This is a genomic window from Lentibacillus salinarum, assembly GCF_042679865.1.
GTDB lineage: Bacteria > Bacillota > Bacilli > Bacillales > Amphibacillaceae > Lentibacillus > Lentibacillus salinarum.
Window position 1 is genome coordinate 30,855 of record NZ_JBHTNH010000021.1, and the last position, 20,014, is coordinate 50,868.

A 20,014-nucleotide genomic window follows, 5' to 3' on the forward strand; every position below is an offset into this window, starting at 1 on the left:
TTGTTTGGCAGCGAATTGGCTGAAGGTGTCACAAAATCGGCTCAAGTTATTACAAATTCGGGTGCGGCTAATCTGGAATAACCCGATGTTCATCTCAAAAATCCCGAAGTTCACACGCAATTCCCCGATGTTCACAACGTAAATCCCGAAGTTCACATTTTCAGGAGGAGAACGCCGGGGTATCCACTTTTACAGCAATCTTTGGTATAGTAACGCCAAGAGAGCTTATGGAAGCGGGTGAGTGCAGATGACGAAGCCGAACATCCTGATAGTCGAGGATGAGCAAAAACTGAGCCGGGTTCTGCAGCTTGAGCTAGACTATGAAAATTACCAGACGACAGTGGCCGATAATGGCAAAACAGCACTGAAACGTTTGACGGATCAGACGTGGGATCTGGTGCTCCTGGATATTATGTTGCCGGAACTGAGTGGAATGGAAGTGCTGCGCAGGGTACGGCGGTTTGATGACGTGACACCGATTATCCTGCTGACAGCACGGGATGAAGTTTATGACAAAGTGAACGGGCTGGATCAGGGGGCCAATGACTATATAACGAAGCCCTTTCAAATTGAAGAGCTACTCGCACGGATCCGGGTTCATCTTCGGCAACCGCGTAGGGCCACGGCTCAGCATGAAGAACTGAGGGTTGGTGATTTGGTCGTTGACGTCAATGCCCGGGAAGTCCATCGTGCCGGCCAGTCGATTGATCTGACGCCGCGGGAATTCGACTTGCTGGTGTATCTATTGCAAAATAAAAACGTCGTGCTTACTAGAGATCAGCTGATTGAACATGTCTGGGGGTTTGACTATTTTGGGGATACCAATGTTGTCGACGTGTATATCCGGTATTTACGGCAGAAAATCGATAAACCTTTTGAGCATCCCTATATTCAGACCGTCCGCGGTGTCGGTTATACGATAAAGGAACATGCCTGATGAAACTTTCAGTGAAAATACGCCTGTTTTCCAGTTTGTTTATGCTGGTGGTGATTCTGCTTGTCAACGCGTCCATATATTATTTGTTTCATACGATCTCACTCGACAGGGAACTTGACGATCTAACTGCCCACACGAATGAAATCGTGGAAACGCTGAATCGTAACCCTGATATTCCGAAACGTGACATGCTTGAGGCCTTTTTGCCGACTGAAGGCATGATCCGGGTCATTGATGAACATGGCGCCAATATTATTCAGGTGATGAAGGCTGATTATACCGGGCTTCCGGCAGATTATGTGACGGGGGAAACCAGTTCCGTTATTTCCATGAGCAACCAGCCCGATTTTGCGACCGTTACCAAACCAATCATTTGGGAAAACGGTGATGTTGTCACATTACAGGTTTATAAACAGTTGACAGGCCATGCATCAGCTATGGGGACATTGTTTTATGTTCTGGTTGTCGCCTCATTGATCATGCTGATTCCAACTGTTGTGGCCGGGTTCTTTTTGGCCCGATTTATGACAAGGCCTATCCAGGAGCTGACCGCTGCCATGAGGGAAAACACCACCTATGGTAACTGGAAAACAATCAATGCGTCGGATCAATCAAAAGATGAACTGTATGAAATGAAAATAACGTTTAATCGGATGATCGATTATTTGAAGGAAAACTTTGAAAAACAGCAAATGTTTGTTTCCGATGCTTCCCATGAACTAAAAACACCGATATCCATTGTCAAAAGCTATTCCCAACTGATGAAACGCCGCGGAGCTGACAATCCGGATTTACTGCAGGAGTCAACCGAAGCCATTGAATCGCAGGCAGACCGGATGCAGAAACTTGTTGAACAAATGCTGCTGCTTGCCAAAAACAAGGACAAGGACGTGTACGAATCATTTAACATTGTTGAACTATGCCGGTCAACAATAGAGACGTTTAAGGGCGCTTATGACCGCGTATTTTTGTTTGAAACTGCCTCGGAAATCATCCACGTGAAAGGCAGTTACGACCAACTGCAGCAGGTTGTCTATAGTTTGATGGACAATGCCGTCAAATATAGTCAGGATACCGTCAAGTTGTCTGTCCGGCAAAATGGCCACCATGTTGATGTCGATGTACAGGATAATGGCCCGGGAATTCCTGGGGCGGAACAGGAAAAGATTTTCGACCGCTTTTACCGGATTGATAAATCGCGCAGCAGGGAAACAGGCGGCACTGGGCTCGGGTTATCCATCGCCAGCACGATAATAGAAGCTCATGGTGGCGAACTGACGGTATCCAGTACAACCGGAAAAGGGTCAACATTCACGGTAAAGCTTCCGGTTTCTCAGGAAAGTTAATGGCTTTCTCATCAAATTCTAATGTGCTGCTCAGTGTTCTTTCATTTGCAGGGGATATGATGTAGTCAGAAAACAAATGGGAGGCATTAAAATGAAAAAGAAAATAGGTGTTGTGTTAGCTGTCATACTGGGTCTTTCCGCACTCGGTCTGGGCATGTTGCAATCCAGTGCGTCTGAGGCATCACCCAAATTGGATCAGCAGGAAATCAAAGATTTAATCACATCACAGTATCCCGGAAAAATAACTGAGCTGGAAATGGAACAAAAGGGTAACCAGACTGTATATGAAGCCGAGATACAGGATGATGGAACAGAATATGAGATTAAACTGGATGGGAATACGGGTAACGTTTTAGAACTGGATAAAAAGTTTGCTACCAAAGATAACCATGAACAAAACAGCTCGAAAAACAGTGAAGACAAATCCGACAAAACAAATAGTGGACAAAATAACGATGATAAAAAAGCACGCGACGATGATGCTGATAACGGTGATAAAAATAGTTCCGACAAGGACGGTAAAGATCGAGTGGAATTAAGCTATAACGGAAACAGTGAAGGAAAAAGCAATACTGCTGTTATCAGCATGGCAGAAGTGGAAGACATAGCACTCAGTGAATTTTCCGGAAACATCGTTGAAATGGAATTGGATGAAGACGACGATCGTTTATATTATGAAATTGAAATAGAAGGCAAAAATAAAGAAGCTGAAATTGAAATTGATGCCTATACCGGTGAGATTTTGGTCATGGAAATTGATGATATGTGAAAGCTATCGTAGCCAAATGGCGTCTCCTGCGTTATCCTTGGGACAGAGGCGGATGTCTCTGCTTCTTTATAACGAAAAGAAGCAAATCTTTTAGCGAGGACTTGCTTCTTTTTTAATTTCTTGTAACGTTTTTGTAAAGATAATGTTTAATTTGTTACATGGCGGGTAAACAAAAACCTGTATAGTCGAACGAACTAGGGGGGACGACAGGATGAGTGAACAAGAAGTTATTGTTTATATAAGTGAAAACAGTTCACATTGCCATAATCTAGTCAATAAATTATACGAATCAGATATTGATTATAAGACGAAAAATGTAACCGAGTATCCTGAATATCTGGAACAGCTGCATGAATGGGGTATTTTCGGAACACCAGCCACATTTGTGAACGATCAGGCTATATTGGGGAATCAACTTAACAAAATCAAAAGTAAATTAGGTATGTTAGATCGTTACCAGTCATACCGGTTTTTTGACAAAAAAGAGCGTTATTGATGTCTGAGGAAAGGTTGTTCAAGACATCCTGTGGAAAGGACACATAATCACCCATTTTGCATAGGATATCGTAAAAATGCAAAGTGAGGTGTGTGTTAATGATACGAAGACCCTATCCTTATCCACCATACGAAGGTACCCAGTCACCCTACTTCAACCCCTATACAGCATATCCCACGAACACTTATTATACGACTGGCCATTACCCGACACCATTTGAAGTGTTTTCGAAACCGAAACAGCCCATGAACTGGCAAGCCTATCCCCAATCCGCTGGTGAGTCTTATCAGGCGCCGCAACCTAACAACCTGTTGTATCAATTTCAAGATGAAAACGGTGGACTGGACATTGATAAAATGCTATCAACGGCTGGTCAAGTGGCGAACACGGTTCAACAGATTTCGCCCATGGTCAAACAGGTTGGCGATTTTATGAAACAGTTCAAATAAATTACCAATGACAATTTGTTTTTTCTGCGAATGACCGGGCGGATCCTAGGGTAAACAAAGGTATATCGTATAATAAGGAGAAGAATGAATATGACCGGATGCTTAATCATACATGGTTATACCGGGAGCCCGTACGAGGTCGGGCCTTTGGCTGATTATTTACGGGAACATACTGATTGGCATGTGGACGTACCGACATTGCCGGGGCACGGTAGTGAATTGGCACTGGAAAACGTGACACATAAGAATTGGCTGACGGCGGCTGAGGATGCCTTGAAGCAATTGAAGGAAAAGGCTGATACCGTCTATCTGATCGGGTTTTCCATGGGCGGAATGATTGCGGCTTACCTGGCTTCCAAGCATAATATTGACAAATTGGTTTTGCTGGCACCTTCCGGAAAATATTTATCATTCCGGCAAATGGCGAAAGATTTCAAAGGGGTGGTGGCTGACGGGCTGAAGGGTAAGATCGGACAAAATAATCTTTATCTGCACTATAAACGAAAGTGGGGGACAGTCCCGTTTAAAGCGAATATCGAATTTCTTAAGCTGGTCAGGTTCACCCGCCAATACTTAAACAAAGTAACGTCGCCTGTCTTGATAGCACATGGACAGCAAGACATGATGGTTCCTTATAAAACGGGCTATTATCTGGATAAGGCAATTACCTCGGAGCAAAAGGAAGTTGTCTTTTTTGAGCAGTCCAGACATCTGATTTGTCTGGGTGATGACAATGCCACACTAAACAAGATGGTCTATGAATTTTTGACCACGTAAAGGCGGCGAATGCTATCATACAGGCATTCGTCGCCTTTATCATCTCAGTCGTTGAAAAATGAAATGACTAAGCCGCCCTCACCGGCATACGTGGCAATCAGGGGCCCCATCTCGGTTAAATAGGTATCTTTGAACGGATAGTGTTGTTTGATTTCTTCCAGCACCTTTTTAGCCCGGCTTTCGGCATTGCAATGGGACATGGCAAGCACTTTACCCTCAAAGTCCTTCGTATACGCGCCAATCTGTTCGATAAAACGTCTGATGGACTTTTTGTCACCGCGTACTTTCTCGGTTACTTCAATGGTTCCTTCATCACTTCCACGCATCAGAGGCTTAATGTTGAGTGTTTTGGCGATGGTTCCTTTTACACGATCAAGACGCCCACCCAGAATCAAATTTTCCAGCGTTTTCAGCACGAATAATGTGCTGGTTTGTTCAACGCGATCACGCAGATGTTGGACCAGCTGTTCATACGTATACTGTTCGTTTACTTTTGTCTTTGCTTCATGCAGTAATAGAGCCAGCCCGCATGAAGCGGTTTTGGAATTGATGACTTCGATTTGTCTGTCCGGTTCCTCTTCAAGCAGCATCTGTTTGCCACGGACGGCATTTTCATACGTAACACTTAAGCCGTTTGACAAGCTCAGCATAATAATCGGCGTTTCCGGTTCAACGTGTTTATAGGCTTGATAAAAGTCGTGCGGGTTTGGCGCGGATGATTGCGGCAGCTTGTCAGATGAAGCCATTTTCCGGTAGAAGGTTTCCAGATCAATGGTCGTACCGGTTCTGTATTCCTGATCTCCAAAATACAAGTAAAGCGGGACTGTCCGGACGGCCGCTTCATCACTGAGACGCTTTGGTATATCCGCTCCGCCATCGGTCATTAATTGAATATGCATGATTTCACCCAATTCCATTTTGACGTATCTTTATTATATCAGTTTTTATGGTGGCGAAAAGGGAAAAACAGAAACAGTATGCCGTTTAGTACGTTTCGCCTTCTCATGCCACCGATACTGTCATTCAGTTGCGCTCGGATATCGTAACATTCCGTTTTTTGGTTGTGCTCATGATGAACAGGAACAACCCGAATAGAACGATTGAACCACCAAGCCACTGCGACCATGTAATCGTTTCGCCTAATATGAAGTAGGCCAGGATGGATGCACCGACGGGCTCAAACACAATCCCCATCGAAATTGAAGCCGTGCTCACCCATTTCAATGCCCAGTTAAACAAGGTGTGACCAAAGAATGTCGGTAAGATAGCCAGGCCAAGGAACACGAGCCAGTGATCGACCGGGTACCCGAAAAAGGGGTTTCCCCCAATCAAATTATACAAAATAAGCGTGAGCGAACTGATGCCGTAAACGATAAAGGTATACGTCATCAATGAAAGACGCTTTCTGACCCGCTGCCCCATCAGAAAATAAGCTGTTACCAACACGGCACCAAGCAGTGCGAGCATGTCACCAAACAAGGCTATACCGCTGATTTGAAAATCGCCCCAGCTGATGATTAAACTGCCCAACAGGGCGATGACCATACTAATGATGGCCCCGTAGGAAAATCGTTCCTGAAAAAACAGATAAGTGCCCAAAAAGGCAAATATTGGTTGTAGTGTCACGAGGACAACAGAGCTGGCGACAGATGTATAGTTTAAAGACTCGAACCAGACAATAAAATGAAACGCTAGGAAGATGCCGGCAAGAGCTGATAGAAGCCAGTCCCTTTTTTGAATAAACTGAAATTCGCTCCGGTTTTTTATCAGAACATATGGTGCCATAATCATGACAGCCAGAAGCAGACGGTAATTGGCAATAATGGCGGCAGGTGCCTGATCGGCGAGTTTGACCAGCACGGCAGATGTTGAAACGGAAACCACACCAATGACCACCGCAATATATGGATTGAACGGAGGGATTCGCATGAGCAGCCTCCTTTTGACTTGTTCTATTATAGAATCCTGTATATTTTACCATGCTAAAAGTAAAAAATCACATAGGAAGTAGTGGATATTTCCCGATCGGCTGTGTTATTATAAAATGACTGTTATTTTATGGATGAGATTTCACTGAGGGGGCCTTTTTCCATGACTGGGGAGAAGCCTTTTTTTACACGTCAGTATCTTTGATGATAGTTGACCTTATAAGAAAAACATTGGCATTTGATATAAGGCGAGGCGAATGCCGCGTTTTTCCAGCAGCCATCAAACGTCAGATCATAACATTGAACAAAAAGGAGTAGAGTTATAAGGTGACCACATTTAATGAACTAAATATATCACAGTCCATTATGAAAGCATTGCAAAAAATGGGCTTTGAAGAAGCAACACCGATTCAAGCAGAGACCATTCCACTCGCAATGGAGGAGAATGATGTCATTGGACAGGCACAGACAGGAACAGGAAAAACCGCCGCATTCGGCATCCCGATGATCGAAAAAATCGATCCTGAGCAGCGAAAAATCCAGGGGCTGGTCGTTGCACCTACAAGGGAATTGGCCGTTCAGGTAGCTGAGGAACTGAATCGTCTCGGAAAATCAAAAGGCGTCCGGTCGATGTCCGTCTATGGCGGTCAGCATATGGAACGGCAAATCCGTGCTTTGAAAGATGGCCCAAGCATTGTCGTTGCCACGCCGGGAAGGCTGCTGGACCACATGCGACGCAAAACAATCCGCACAGCAGATGTGAAGACAACCGTTTTGGATGAAGCTGATGAAATGCTGAATATGGGCTTCATCGATGATATCCGCGATATCCTGAAAAATATTCCGGAAGATCGGCAGACATTGCTATTTTCGGCAACCATGCCAAAAGAAATCCGGGATATCGCCACCAATCTGATGAACAGCCCTAAAGAAGTCAAAGTGAAAGCAAAGGAAATGACAGTTGAAAATATTGATCAGTATTTTATCGAAATTCCGGAAAAACAAAAATTCGATACGCTGACCAATCATTTGGATTATTATGCCCCTGCACTCGCCATCGTCTTCAGCCGAACCAAAAAACGGGTCGATGAGATTACCGACGGGCTGCAAACACGAGGATTCCGTGCAGAGGGGATTCACGGTGATCTGACACAGGGAAAACGGATGTCTGTGTTAAACAAATTTAAAAACAGCCGTGTCGACGTGTTGGTGGCGACAGATGTCGCGGCTCGCGGTCTCGACATCTCCGGTGTAACCCATGTTTACAACTTTGATATCCCGCAGGACCCGGAAGGTTATGTCCATCGTATCGGACGTACAGGACGAGCAGGCCGTACCGGGGAAGCGATATCGTTTATTACACCAAGGGAAATGGCCCATTTGAATTTAATTGAAAAAGTGACGAAAAGCAAAATGAAGCGAATGGCACCACCGACCTTTCAGGAAGCCAAACACGGTCAGCAGCAGGCGGCAGCCGATAAACTGCGGAAAAAGATTGAAAAGCAGGAGCTGCAGGATTATTATGAGACCGCCAGCGACTTGCTGCAGGATCATGATTCGATAACGGTTGTGGCGGCTGCACTGAAGATGATGACAAAAGAGCGTCGCAATATCCCGGTCAGCATTTCGTCCACTCAGCCGATCAGCGTGAAAAAAGCCCAGCAAAGCAAAAACAAAAAAGGCCGGTCACAAAACAAGAAATTTTACGGAAAACGCGGGCAAAGCGGACGTAACCATGGAGGCCGCAATCAGGGCGGACGCAATCGTCAAGGCAACTACCAAAAGCGCCGCAACCACAGCAAACCAAACAGCTGAGAAAAAAGCTCCTTGGATGAGGGGCTTTTTAATTTGCATAAGTGCCACTCTCCATGCCATAGGCCAGAGCCCTTCTAACATGGGCCGGAGCAGCTTGAATATGGCCTGGCGTGTTTCTAATGGGTTATGTGTCTATTAAAATTGTCGAAACTTTGGTAGGATGAATGCGTATATCATAACAGGTCTTTTAGTCCAATCAAGAAGGAAGTGACGATTATGCGACAGCCACCGGTTAACCGGATTGCCCGGGATGCCGTCAAAGCATGGAAAATTACGGCGGCCATTGCTGAAGGCGTGCTCTGGGTAATCACGATTGCCCTCTTTGTATTGGCTTTTATATTTGAGTTCACCTATTGGTACGGGGCAGGGGCCGCTTTAATCAGCGGGGTCAGCACCTTTTTCACCGTGTTTTTGCTGCCGAAACTGCGCTGGCGAAGATGGCGTTATGAAGTGTTTGATCAGGAGATCTATATCCAGCATGGCATTTTGATTGTATCACGGACGCTTGTACCGATGATCCGGGTACAGCACGTTGATACAAAGCAGGGACCGATTTTGAAAAAGTATGATCTGGCAAGTGTGGAAATTTCAACGGCAGCCACAACCCATGAGATTCCGGCGTTGCTTGAGGAAGATGCTTCGGAACTGCGGGACAGGATTTCGGCGTTGGCAAGGGTGGATGAAGACGATGTCTGAAGCAAAACGATTACACCCGGCAGCGATTATTTTTAATTTGATAACAACGGTGCGTCAATTTTTATTTGCCATTATCCTTGGTTTTATTACATTCCGGAATGAATCACTTTTCTATTTTGTGCTGATTTTGGCCGGTTTGCTCGTCATATTCACAGTGATCAGTGTGGTGATATGGTATCGTTTTACATACCGGATAGCGGATGATGAGTTGCGTATTGAATATGGTGTTTTCATCCGGAAAAAACGGTATATTTCCAAAAACCGTATTCAATCAATCGATTTGACATCAGGGGTTATTCACCGGTTGTTAAACCTGACAAAGGTGCAAATCGAAACAGCAGGGACCGGTACGGATGCGGAAGCGTCGCTCAGTGCAGTCAAACTGGCTGAAGGGGAAGCATTGCGGCAGGAATTGAAGTCGCGCGGGGCGGAGCCGTTAGTGGATGACGATTCAACTGATGACGCAGCAGAACAGCGATCCCCATCCAGCACCATCCGTTTCAAACGGTTATTCATTGCCGGCACAACATCCGGCAGTATTGGTGTCATTATGGCGCTGGCCGCGACCGCCTTTTCACAGGTGGAGCAGTTTATCCCCGAGCGGTTCTACGAAAGTACCATGCAATGGATCATCGGGCTCAGTATTATCATTATCGCTGTCATGACGATATTGGTTTTATTGCTGTTATGGCTGTTTGGTATAGCCGGCACGATCATCAAGTACGGGAAGTTTACGATTACTCGAAATGAACATGAATTGTTTATTACTCGTGGCCTGCTGGAACAAAAACAAGTGACGATTCCGTTAAAACGTATTCAGGCAGTCGGTATTCAGGAAAGTATCATCCGGCAGCCGCTCGGCTATGTTACCGTGTTTGCGGAAATTGCCGGCGGATCAATGGATAAAGGCGAGGATTTTTCCTCCATTTTATTCCCGATTATGAAACGGGATGAAGTGGATGACTTTCTGGCAACATTTCTGCCGGATTATGCAGGGCTGCAGCAGGACTTAACGCCATTACCGAAACGGGCACGTAAATTTTACGTTTTGCGTGCCACACCGCCGTTTTTGTTGCTCCTAGTGGCTGTCGGGATATTTATCCCATCATTTACTTGGATCCCTCTAATATTGCTGCTCGCCGGTGGACTGGGACTTGGCTGGCTGCGTCACAGAGATGGCGGCTTTCAACTGGAAGGGATGCGTTTGACGATCCGGTATCGTATGTTAAGCCGAAATACGATTATCATGTATCATAAACGGATCCAGGCATTTGAGAAAAAACAGCACAAACTGCAGAAGCTGCAGAATCTGGCAACCACTAGCTTTTCGATTGTCGGAACAATGGGCGCAGGTAAACATTTCACAATTAAGGACTTGGACGTCACACAGACTGATGAGCTGTCGGATTGGTATTCATACAGACGCTAGAAAGGTCGGATTAGAAGGAATCGGAACGCTCACCGATTTCCTCCAATCCGACTTCTGACCTCTGGCATCTGAAAAGACGCGTCAGTGTTTTTTCTTAAAATATCCTGCTGAATAATCCGAGCACAACGAGGATACCCAGGAAGATCCAGAGACCTTTTTTCAAAAGCTGTTTGTTGCGCTGCTTTTTTTGCCAGCGATTCGGGTCGAACCCGATGGATCCATCATCAACATGCTGCCGTCTCACCCACGGGTTGTATGGCCGCACATTGGCCAGGATCATTGGGGCAATCGCAAAACCGCCAATAAATCCAAACACATGGGCATACACATTGATGCCTGGCCGGATGAAGGTCATGAGCAGTCCGATCACTGCAATAACCGTGATAATCTGGGAGCTTGATTGGTCGATCAGCTGTTTTCGAAAAGCCACCATGAAAACATAGATACCAAATAGCCCGTAAATGGCCCCGGATGCGCCAACATGGGAATAAAGGGCAGGCCCAAGCAAAAACGTGGCCAGGTTGCCAATCAATCCGGTCCCGAGATAAGTGACTAGGAATTTCAGTTTGCCTAGCATCTGCTCCAGCGCTGGGCCGAATAAGACAAGCGCAAACGAATTAAATAAGACATGCATGAGACCTGCATGAAGAAAAATGGCCGTCACCAGCCGCCAGTATTCACCCTGGCTGATATAGAAGTTGACGCCCGTTCCCCAATTTTCAATCAGTGTCCCGATCGGGGTCTGCAAAAAATTGGTCAAGAACCAGACGGCAAGCTGAATAATGATCAGCCAGGCCACAACCGGATAGAGCTGCATGAATTCTTTAATGCTCCGCTCATTTCGGATGAACATGTATTCCCCTCCTTTCTTAATGGAAAGTAATAGAAGATTGCGGGTATCATAAGCTGATACTCGGATCCGGTTTAATGTCCGGAGATTTCAGGGGCATATCATTAACGTATGATATGCTATCGTATAAGCCATTATAATCTGACTGGAATCACGTTACCAGTCTCATGATACGCCATTTGCCGTAGAGAGGAAAGCGATTATTATGATAAAAGGAATTGGAATTGATGTCATCGAATTGGATCGTATTCATTATAGTATGCAGCAACATGAGCGATTTGCTGACCGAATTTTGACACATAAGGAAAGGACGTTTTTTGACACCCTGACGAACGAGCGACGGAAGACCGAATATCTGGCAGGCCGATTTGCCGCCAAAGAAGCCTTTTCAAAGGCTGTCGGCCACGGCATCGGAAAATTAAGCTTTAAACATATGGAAGTGACCACAGATACATATGGCGCACCGGAAATGAGTGCTGCCGGTTATGAACACGAACGTATTTTTATCTCAATTTCACATAGCAGAGATTATGCCGTGGCACAGGTTGTGATAGAGGAGAAGGCATAACCTTTGACGTGCGGTTGGGCATAATCGATATGGTTGTCTCATATATTCTAGTGCGGGCAGGAGGAAAAAGCGTGTATATTGTCACCGCGGAAGAAATGTACGGTATGGAGCATGAAGCCATTCATGACATAGGTATTGATGGCAGAATGCTAATGGAGAATGCAGGAAGGGCCATGTCAGGTAGGATTGAAACGACGGTGAGCAAAACGGATTGTATCCGTGTTTTTGCAGGGAGCGGGAATAATGGCGGTGATGGATTCGTGATTGCCAGGACACTGCTGGATAACGGCTACGATGTATCTGTTGTCAAATGGTTCCGAATGCGAAGATTTCCGGGGATGCGCTTGTTCATAAAAGCATTTTTGCAGAATGCGGCGGGACGGTTCAGGTAACAAGTGATATGATTGAAATCGACTGGGTAATCGAAGAAGCAGATGTGATTGTTGATGCCATGCTCGGGACAGGCGTACAGGGAATGCTGCGCGAACCGATCGATCAGATTGTAATACTAATCAATCAGGCAGATGTGTATGTCATTTCCGTTGATATTCCTTCAGGACTCCCGGCAAATGAAGGGGTGGAAGATTTTCAGACGGTACAAGCTCATGAAACCGTTGTCGCGGGGTTCCCAAAAATGAGCGCTTTTCTGGAATCGACAGCAGCTTATTACGGAAAGTGGACGACGGTTACGTTTGGACTCCCGACAGCTGTCACGGCAGATTGTGAACAGCGGCGTGTCTGGACGGCAGAAGACTTTCAGGCGCGTATGCCGGAACGGAAACGCCATGCTCATAAAGGCAACCATGGACGCGGATTGGTTATCGGCGGGCATGCTGAAATGCCCGGTTCCGTCGCTATGACCGCTAGTGCTGCTTTACGGACGGGTGCCGGCCTGGTTACCGCAGCCACCACAAAAGACGTCATCCCGGTTATTGCTTCACATTGTATGGAAGCAACGTATGTGACACTGGATGATACCAAGGGATTTCTAAATGATCGAACGTCCATACCATTTGATCAGTATGATGCCGTGGTGCTTGGCATGGGCATGGGACGCCGGCCGGAAACCGGGAAGCTGGTGGAGCGGGCGGTGAATGAGACGACGTGTCCGCTGATTGTGGATGCGGATGGTTTATACCATGTAAAACCATTGCTGAACAAGCTTAAGGACCGCACACATCCTGTTATTCTGACACCACATCCGGGTGAAATGGCCATGCTTTTGGATATTTCCGTCCGGGAATTGCTGCAATCGCCATTTTCCTTTACAAAAACGTTCGCTGCAAGCTACCAGGCATACGTCATCCTCAAAGGGATGGTAACGATTATCACGACGCCAGATGGTAGGCAGTTGGTGAGCACGGCCGGGAATCAAGGTCTGGCTAAAGGCGGAAGTGGTGATGTGTTATCCGGCATCACGTTAGCCATGGTCATGCAGCAGCAATCACTTACCGACGCGTTATGTAATGCCTGTTTTGTCCATGGCAAAGCGGCCGACCTGCTAGTCGAAAAAACGCATTCTGTTTATGACCTGATGGCGTCGGATGTCATCGCCGGCATTACAGATGTTTATCGTACATTTGCCACACAACCGTGACAGTGCTTTTCCCTTCGTCAATACGACAGCTCGCAAATTGTGTGAAACGCGACAAGGGAGACATGTCCATGAAGAAAATGTTTGGTATGGTTGTCATCGTCTTTGGTTTCATCTTTATACTTGCTGCTTGTGGTGAGCAATCCCAAGAGGATGTTGCCGAAAAACTGGAATCGACCCTCGAGTCGATGGAGGGGTATAAAGCAAAAGCCGAGATGACGATGAACACCGGGCAGGAGGACCAGAAGTATCATATAGACATTTGGCATAAAAAAGAAGGTTTTTACCGTGTGGAACTAAGCAACGATCAGAGTGAAGAGGGAAATCAGGTTATTTTGAAAAATGAAGATGGTGTATTTGTGCTCTCACCTGAACTGAACAAAAGCTTTAAGTTTCAGGAAGAATGGCCGCAAAACGGCAGCCAGCCATATCTTTACCAGTCACTTGTCAACGATATTCTGAAAGATAGTGAAGCTGAATTCGAGGCGAGTGAAGACCGTTATACTTTTGAGACGAAGACCAATTACCAAAGCAACAATAATTTGCCTTACCAAGAGGTTCAGTTCGATAAAAAGTCTTACACGCCGGTGATGGTGAAAGTGATGGACAAAGATCGTAACGCTTTGGTACAAGTGAATTTCTCTGAATTTAATACAGACCCCACGTTTGAAGACGGTGACTTTACGATGGATAAAAATATGACAAACGAAGCGGCTGATGCCTCTGTTTCCGGTGATGGTGAAGAGGAAGCAGAAACAGGAACATTTTCCGTCCTTTATCCACAACACATGGCAGGGTCGGAGCTCGTGGAAGAAACACAGGTTGACACCGAAAGTGGTGAACGCGTTATCATGACATTTTCCGGTGAAAAAGACTTTACGCTGGTTGAGGAACAGCAGGAGGTCGTGCCAACCATGTCCACCCCACAGATGGTGGAGGGTGAGATTGTAAATTTAGGTCACTCGATCGGCGCACTGTCTGATAACACAATTGAGTGGACGCATAACGGGATGAGCTTTGTCCTGGCAAGTGATGAATTAACAAGAAACGAATTAATTGAAGTGGCACAATCTGTACAGGGTCAAGAAGTGAAGTAAATGCAATATAGCAGACTCATCAGAGAGGGGGTCTGCTTTTTATTTTTGTATTTTTTTCGATAAAATAGATGTATGAATGGAAGGCACATAAGGGGGGAAGTCTGTGAACAATACGATTTACCGGCCTACATGGGCTGAAGTAGACCTTGCAGCGATCGCGCACAACATCAGCCAAATGGCAGGCAAGCTACCCGGGCACTGTAACGTCATCGCGGTGGTCAAAGCCAATGCTTATGGTCATGGGGCAGTTGAAGTGGCCGAAACGGCATTGCAGTCAGGTGCTGATATGCTGGCGGTCGCCTTATTGGAAGAAGCATTGACATTACGTGGAGCTGGCATTGTAGCACCGATTCTCGTATTTGGAAGCGTCGCGCCACAGGATGTTCCGGTTGCTGCCCGGCATGATTTGACATTGACGTGTTTTCAAACCGAGTGGATCCGTGATGTGAACCAGCTTTCGCTTCCATCACCGGTAAAGGTGCATATGAAATGGGATACCGGAATGGGACGCGTTGGACTTCGGACAAAAGAAGAATTAAATGACATCACCGAAGCATTGCGTGCAAGTAAGTCAATCAATCTAACGGGAATTTATACCCATTTTGCTACAGCCGATGAGGCGGATTTGGAATACTTTGAGCTGCAGCAGGACCGGTTTAAACAGTTGTGGCAAACGTTTAAAAGCATTTGGGATAAGCCTGTCAGTATCCATATCGGGAACAGTGCCGCTGCGATTCGTTTTCCTGAACGGATGTATGATTACATGCGGTTTGGGATCTCGATGTACGGCCTCTACCCGTCAGATGTTTTGAAAGCGGAACAGGCGATTGATTTGCAGCCGGCCTTTTCATTGCATAGCAGACTCATTCATGTAAAACGGATTGAACCGGGTGAGTCAATTAGTTATGGGGCGACTTATACGGCGGCAGATGATGACTATATCGGTACCATACCGATTGGCTATGCTGATGGCTTGATCCGCAAACTGCAAGGCATGGATGTTCTGGTTAATGGTAAAAGGATGCCAATTGTCGGAAGAATCACAATGGATCAGACGATGATTAAATTGGATCAACATTACGCGACAGGGACAAAAGTAACGTTGATTGGTCAACAGGGCAGCGAAAGTATTGAAGCCGATGAAATCGCAGCAAAACTGGACACCATTAATTACGAAATACCCTGTATGATCTCAGAACGTGTCCCAAGGCAGTATAAACGGGGTGACACCTAACGTTTTCATGAATTTCCTTGGCATAAAATGACTGTTTAGCCATAATATAAATAGCAGGAGCCCATTTCCAGTCACGTGATCGTTCCGAACAGGATAGCCGGAATCACAGGTTAACGGTTTGTCCTGTTGGAAACGACCATGAAAAGGAGGAATGAACCAGGTTTCCAAAAATATTCCGATAAGCCTTTGCAAACTCTGTCATACAATGATATTATTGAACAAGAATTTGATGATGATCGTTTACAAGTTGTCGGAGGTGCATGGTTTTGTCGGAGAGCTTACAGGAAATCTCAGTACGTTTACCAAAGAACCTGTTAAACGAGGTGGATGGACTTATGAAGTATGAAAATAGTGATCTGAGTGATTTCATTTGTCAGGCAACGAGAAACTATCTGGAACACAAAAAAGAAGAGCATATCCAGCAATTCCGCAAATCAATGCAGCAAGGCTACATGGAAATGGCCAATATTAATTTGACCATCGCTTCAGAAGCTTTTCAGGCTGAAGAAGAAGCTGAGAAAAACAACTTACAGCGCACAGTGATCGGGGTGTAGCGCGCGTGATCGTTCAACGAGGCGAAGTTTATTTCGCCGATTTATCCCCGGTCGTGGGATCAGAACAGGGAGGCATCCGCCCGGTATTGATCCTGCAAAATGATATTGGAAACCGGTTCAGTCCAACGGTTATTGTTGCTGCTATAACTGCTCAGATTCAGAAGGCTAAACTCCCGACGCACGTTGAGATTAACGCGAAACGGTATGGATTTGACCGTAACTCGGTTATATTGCTGGAACAAATCAGAACGTTGGATAAGCAGCGGTTGACCGATAAAATCACAAAGCTGGATAATCATATGATGGAGAAGATTGACAAAGCTTTAGAAATCAGTCTGGGACTGAAAGAAATGTATGATCAATAAGTGATGCCCCCTTTCGATTCAGAAATAGGGGTATTTTTTATAATCTCATAAATTTAAATTGAAAAAAACGGGCTTAAACTCTGATGAAGCCTGTTTTTTTTAATGGCTATTCATCGAAAATTAACATATTTTATGATATGGTGTAACTAAATGTAGCAAGCTATAATTTTTTGGTAAATGTTGGATGAAATAATAGGGTGAAAGTGGGAGGACAAAATGGATAGGAAGTTTAAAAAAATTGTACTTGATAACAGTGATATAATTGTCGAAAAGTGGATGGACGAGATTAATTCACTGAAAAACTCCAACTATTCATCCAGCGTTACGGATGAATTATTGGAAAGCACCAATCAGGAATTTGTAAATATTATATTCAGCAGCATCAAAAACGAAGGGGAGACACAGCAGATAAAGGCGTTTGCCGAAAAACTGATCAATCTTGGCTGGCAGGTCAGCTACATAACAGACGGTTTGCAGGTTTTCAGACGGGTGACCATTGATTTTATTCTCAGTCAATCCGATCAGATTGATACGCGTTATATTTCTGAGTTGCTGCAAAGTGTTGATAAGTGGGTTGAACCGGTGATCAGACAGCTGGTTAATGAGTACTCGGGCAACTGGGAAAACATTTTATCGCTGCAGCGCAGGGCCTTGCAGGAGTTGTCTGCTCCGCTTATCCCGGTTATGGATAATATCACGGTTATGCCGCTTGTCGGCACTATTGATACAGAGCGTGCGAAACTGATTATGGAGAATCTGCTTAACGGGGTTATCCAGCATAATTCCGAGGTCGTGTTAATTGATATAACAGGAGTCCCGGTTGTTGATACGATGGTTGCGCACCATATTGTCCAGGCAGCGGAAGCCGTTCGTCTGGTGGGCGCGACATGTATCCTTGTCGGCATACGGCCGGAGATTGCCCAGACGATTGTCAATTTGGGAATTGACTTGGGCAAATTCCCGACCAAAAGCTCATTACGCAAAGGGTTTATTAAAGCACTCGAACTGACCAACCGGAAAGTCGTCAATGTCGGGGATGAAGACGATGCGGTTGAACAGCTGGTTGATTCACTTGGTGGAGAGTGATAACATGCGGATTCCTATTTTAAAACTGCACGATTATTTATTGATTTCGATTCAGACAGAAATCGATGATAAGACGGCGATCCAATTTCAAGAAGATTTATTGGATAAAATCCATACGACCGGAGCCACGGGCGTTGTGATTGATTTGACCTCGGTGGAGATTATTGACTCATTTATTGCAAAGGTTTTAGGTGAGGTTGTGACGATGTCGGATCTGATGGGGGCGAAGGTCGTTTTAACCGGAATACAGCCAGCAGTTGCTGTCACATTAATTGATTTAGGCGTGCATTTACAGAACGTACCAACCGCACTAGACTTAGAGCGAGGACTGATTAAACTGCACCAGGAATTGGGGGAATGAGGATGGATACCCAATCCTGTGTGACAATCGAAAAGGAATGGGATATCGTGAAAGCGCGTCAGCTTGGCAGGGACATAGCACGCGACATTGGGTTTGGTACGGTTGACCAGGCACGCATTGCTACTGCGATATCCGAGCTTGCCCGCAACATTTACTTATACGCAGAGAATGGGAAGATATGTTTTGAAGTCGCTGATGAATTGAATCAAATCGGCATCACGATCCTTTCTCAGGACATGGGCCCAGGGATTGCCAATATCAGTGAAGCCATGGAGGATGGGTATTCGACATCCGGTGGCCTCGGAGCCGGGCTTCCCGGTGTGAAGCGTTTAGTTGATCAATTCGACATCCAATCTGAGGAGGGCAGGGGCACTGAAATCAGAGTTATGAAATGGCTAAGATAATACGAAGAGCAGCAAGGGGGGAACGTGTGTTGGTAAAGGTCCCCCTTTTGCTGTTTTATAATAAGGGGGAGCGAATAAAATGACAACCCTGGATACGGATATCAGCAATTATCGTCATTTACTGAAACACTACATTGACATACAGGATGAACAATCCCTTTATGGTGCCGAGCAAATCAGTAAAGCATTCATTAAGAACAATGTTCCGCCTGAAGAGATCATTAACCTTCATATTCGGGCCATGTCAGAGTTATACCCCGATCTACCCGACTCTTTCCGGCATTCGATGAATTTTTTACTAGAGATTATGATTGCTTACGGAATTGCCCATCAGGAATATCATTCATTGCGAGAAGTGCAATCAGAGCTTAAATCAGAAATCGCCGTTGCCGCCAATATGCAGGATACACTGTTGGCTACTACCAAACCCGATACCGAAGATCTGGATATTGGGGTCATTAGTGTTCCGGCACAACAGATGAGCGGCGATTACTATCATTTTCTGACCGGTAAGGATGGCTCTCTGGGAATCGCTGTTGCCGATGTGATCGGTAAAGGAATCCCTGCAGCCCTATGCATGTCGATGATTAAATATTCGATGGACAGTTTGCCCGAGGCAACGATGAGCCCACAGACGATTTTGAAAAATTTAAATCGTGTCGTGGAGCGAAATGTTGATTCAAGCATGTTTGTCACTATGTTCTACGCCCAATTCCTTCCCGAGGAAAGCACAATCCGCTATTCATCCGCCGGTCATGAACCAGGTTTTTATTATAATGCCAAAACGAAAACATTTGAAGAAATTGAAACAAAAGGGCTTGTACTTGGGGTCATGCCGGACGTCGATTACCGGCAATATGAACGAACGATTGATAGAGGGGATATGGTTATCCTGCTGACAGATGGTGTTACCGAATGCAGGCAGGGTGACCGTTTTATTGAAGTGGATGAAGTCCTCGAGGTTATCGAGCAATATATTGATTTACCAGTCCAAGAAATGGTTCATAAAGTGTATAAGCATTTTGAACGACTGCAGGATTTCCAGTTACGTGATGATTTTACCCTGATCGTCTTACGGAGATAGGAAAATAGGTTTCGTAACACACTGATTTGGGAATAACCTTTCTACGTGTTTAACTTACAAATGCGTGGTCTAACTCCACCGTCTTTAGACGGTATCAGCTTTTAGCCCTATCTTTTTTGTCCATACTAAATTATGAGGTGAAAGTATGGACGGATATCGAAAAAGTGGTCATGCG

At 45.4% G+C, this 20,014-nt stretch carries 22 protein-coding genes and 1 pseudogene; 20 read left to right on the plus strand and 3 right to left on the minus strand.

Going from position 1 to position 20,014, the window contains the following annotated elements; translation table 11 throughout:
* Positions 1–247 precede the first annotated feature (247 nt).
* The 6 genes from ACFQ4A_RS09935 to ACFQ4A_RS09960 all read left to right on the plus strand — a co-directional run bounded on the left by ACFQ4A_RS09935 (position 248) and on the right by ACFQ4A_RS09960 (position 4,774).
* On the plus strand, positions 248–937 hold the full coding sequence (locus ACFQ4A_RS09935) for a response regulator transcription factor (protein ID WP_382400096.1): 690 nt from the start codon (positions 248–250) through the stop codon (positions 935–937).
* Positions 937–2,283 carry an ATP-binding protein gene (locus ACFQ4A_RS09940; protein WP_382400098.1) on the plus strand — a complete coding sequence of 449 codons (1,347 nt, stop codon included), beginning with the start codon at positions 937–939 and terminating at the stop codon, positions 2,281–2,283. The genes ACFQ4A_RS09935 and ACFQ4A_RS09940 overlap by 1 nt, the downstream gene beginning before the upstream one ends.
* 91 nt (positions 2,284–2,374) lie before the next feature.
* A complete protein-coding gene (locus ACFQ4A_RS09945; protein ID WP_382400100.1) occupies positions 2,375–3,052 on the plus strand; it encodes a PepSY domain-containing protein in 678 nt (225 codons plus the stop codon).
* Positions 3,053–3,263: 211 nt separating this feature from the next.
* Entirely contained in the window at positions 3,264–3,548 is a 285-nt protein-coding gene (locus ACFQ4A_RS09950) for a glutaredoxin family protein (protein ID WP_382400102.1), read from the plus strand.
* A gap of 98 nt (positions 3,549–3,646) precedes the next feature.
* Positions 3,647–3,997: a YppG family protein gene (locus ACFQ4A_RS09955; protein WP_382400104.1), complete on the plus strand. Its 351-nt coding sequence runs from the start codon at positions 3,647–3,649 to the stop codon at positions 3,995–3,997.
* Between the two features lie 90 nt (positions 3,998–4,087).
* Entirely contained in the window at positions 4,088–4,774 is a 687-nt protein-coding gene (locus ACFQ4A_RS09960) for an alpha/beta hydrolase (RefSeq protein WP_382400106.1), read from the plus strand.
* A 44-nt stretch (positions 4,775–4,818) separates the two neighbouring features.
* Here ACFQ4A_RS09960 and ACFQ4A_RS09965 read toward each other — a convergent pair whose 3' ends face one another.
* A complete protein-coding gene (locus ACFQ4A_RS09965) occupies positions 4,819–5,673 on the minus strand; it encodes a DegV family protein (RefSeq protein WP_382400142.1) in 855 nt (284 codons plus the stop codon).
* Between the two features lie 124 nt (positions 5,674–5,797).
* A complete protein-coding gene (locus tag ACFQ4A_RS09970) occupies positions 5,798–6,703 on the minus strand; it encodes a DMT family transporter (protein ID WP_382400108.1) in 906 nt (301 codons plus the stop codon).
* 326 nt (positions 6,704–7,029) lie between these two features.
* Here ACFQ4A_RS09970 and ACFQ4A_RS09975 point away from each other — a divergent pair, with 326 nt between their 5' ends.
* The 3 genes from ACFQ4A_RS09975 (at position 7,030) to ACFQ4A_RS09985 (ending at position 10,642) form a co-directional block, all read left to right on the plus strand.
* Positions 7,030–8,517, plus strand: coding sequence for a DEAD/DEAH box helicase (locus tag ACFQ4A_RS09975; protein ID WP_382400110.1), 1,488 nt, complete (start codon positions 7,030–7,032; stop codon positions 8,515–8,517).
* A gap of 216 nt (positions 8,518–8,733) precedes the next feature.
* Positions 8,734–9,213 (plus strand): PH domain-containing protein, encoded by a 480-nt coding sequence (locus ACFQ4A_RS09980; protein ID WP_382400112.1) that lies wholly within the window; start codon positions 8,734–8,736, stop codon positions 9,211–9,213.
* Complete coding sequence (locus ACFQ4A_RS09985) at positions 9,206–10,642, plus strand: PH domain-containing protein (protein ID WP_382400114.1); 1,437 nt, start codon at positions 9,206–9,208, stop codon at positions 10,640–10,642. Before ACFQ4A_RS09980 ends, ACFQ4A_RS09985 begins: the two co-directional genes overlap by 8 nt.
* A 94-nt stretch (positions 10,643–10,736) precedes the next feature.
* Here ACFQ4A_RS09985 and ACFQ4A_RS09990 read toward each other — a convergent pair whose 3' ends face one another.
* Positions 10,737–11,495 carry a rhomboid family intramembrane serine protease gene (locus ACFQ4A_RS09990; protein ID WP_382400116.1) on the minus strand — a complete coding sequence of 253 codons (759 nt, stop codon included), beginning with the start codon at positions 11,493–11,495 and terminating at the stop codon, positions 10,737–10,739.
* Between the two features lie 202 nt (positions 11,496–11,697).
* Between ACFQ4A_RS09990 and acpS the strand changes: the two genes are divergently transcribed.
* The 11 genes and pseudogenes from acpS (at position 11,698) to ACFQ4A_RS10045 (ending at position 19,839) form a co-directional block, all read left to right on the plus strand.
* Positions 11,698–12,060, plus strand: coding sequence for a holo-ACP synthase (gene acpS / locus ACFQ4A_RS09995; protein WP_382400118.1), 363 nt, complete (start codon positions 11,698–11,700; stop codon positions 12,058–12,060).
* A 173-nt stretch (positions 12,061–12,233) separates the two neighbouring features.
* A pseudogene (locus ACFQ4A_RS10000) lies at positions 12,234–12,634 on the plus strand (NAD(P)H-hydrate epimerase); the annotation flags it as partial.
* A gap of 192 nt (positions 12,635–12,826) precedes the next feature.
* The gene (locus tag ACFQ4A_RS10005; protein ID WP_382400144.1) at positions 12,827–13,657 is read left to right on the plus strand and encodes an NAD(P)H-hydrate dehydratase; all 831 of its coding nucleotides are present in this window, start codon (positions 12,827–12,829) and stop codon (positions 13,655–13,657) included.
* 68 nt (positions 13,658–13,725) lie between these two features.
* Positions 13,726–14,751: a LolA family protein gene (locus tag ACFQ4A_RS10010; protein WP_382400120.1), complete on the plus strand. Its 1,026-nt coding sequence runs from the start codon at positions 13,726–13,728 to the stop codon at positions 14,749–14,751.
* A 103-nt stretch (positions 14,752–14,854) separates the two neighbouring features.
* Positions 14,855–15,985, plus strand: a complete 1,131-nt coding sequence (gene alr / locus ACFQ4A_RS10015) for an alanine racemase (protein ID WP_382400122.1) — start codon at positions 14,855–14,857, stop codon at positions 15,983–15,985.
* Between the two features lie 266 nt (positions 15,986–16,251).
* Positions 16,252–16,539, plus strand: coding sequence for a CopG family ribbon-helix-helix protein (locus ACFQ4A_RS10020; protein ID WP_382400124.1), 288 nt, complete (start codon positions 16,252–16,254; stop codon positions 16,537–16,539).
* 5 nt (positions 16,540–16,544) lie between these two features.
* Complete coding sequence (locus ACFQ4A_RS10025) at positions 16,545–16,904, plus strand: type II toxin-antitoxin system PemK/MazF family toxin (RefSeq protein ID WP_382400126.1); 360 nt, start codon at positions 16,545–16,547, stop codon at positions 16,902–16,904.
* A gap of 216 nt (positions 16,905–17,120) precedes the next feature.
* Positions 17,121–17,990, plus strand: coding sequence for an RsbT co-antagonist protein RsbRA (locus ACFQ4A_RS10030; protein WP_382400128.1), 870 nt, complete (start codon positions 17,121–17,123; stop codon positions 17,988–17,990).
* A 4-nt stretch (positions 17,991–17,994) separates the two neighbouring features.
* The gene (locus tag ACFQ4A_RS10035) at positions 17,995–18,351 is read left to right on the plus strand and encodes an STAS domain-containing protein (protein ID WP_382400130.1); all 357 of its coding nucleotides are present in this window, start codon (positions 17,995–17,997) and stop codon (positions 18,349–18,351) included.
* 2 nt (positions 18,352–18,353) lie between these two features.
* Entirely contained in the window at positions 18,354–18,755 is a 402-nt protein-coding gene (locus ACFQ4A_RS10040; RefSeq protein WP_382400132.1) for an anti-sigma regulatory factor, read from the plus strand.
* A 79-nt stretch (positions 18,756–18,834) separates the two neighbouring features.
* Positions 18,835–19,839, plus strand: coding sequence for a PP2C family protein-serine/threonine phosphatase (locus ACFQ4A_RS10045; protein WP_382400134.1), 1,005 nt, complete (start codon positions 18,835–18,837; stop codon positions 19,837–19,839).
* Positions 19,840–20,014: the final 175 nt, after the last annotated feature.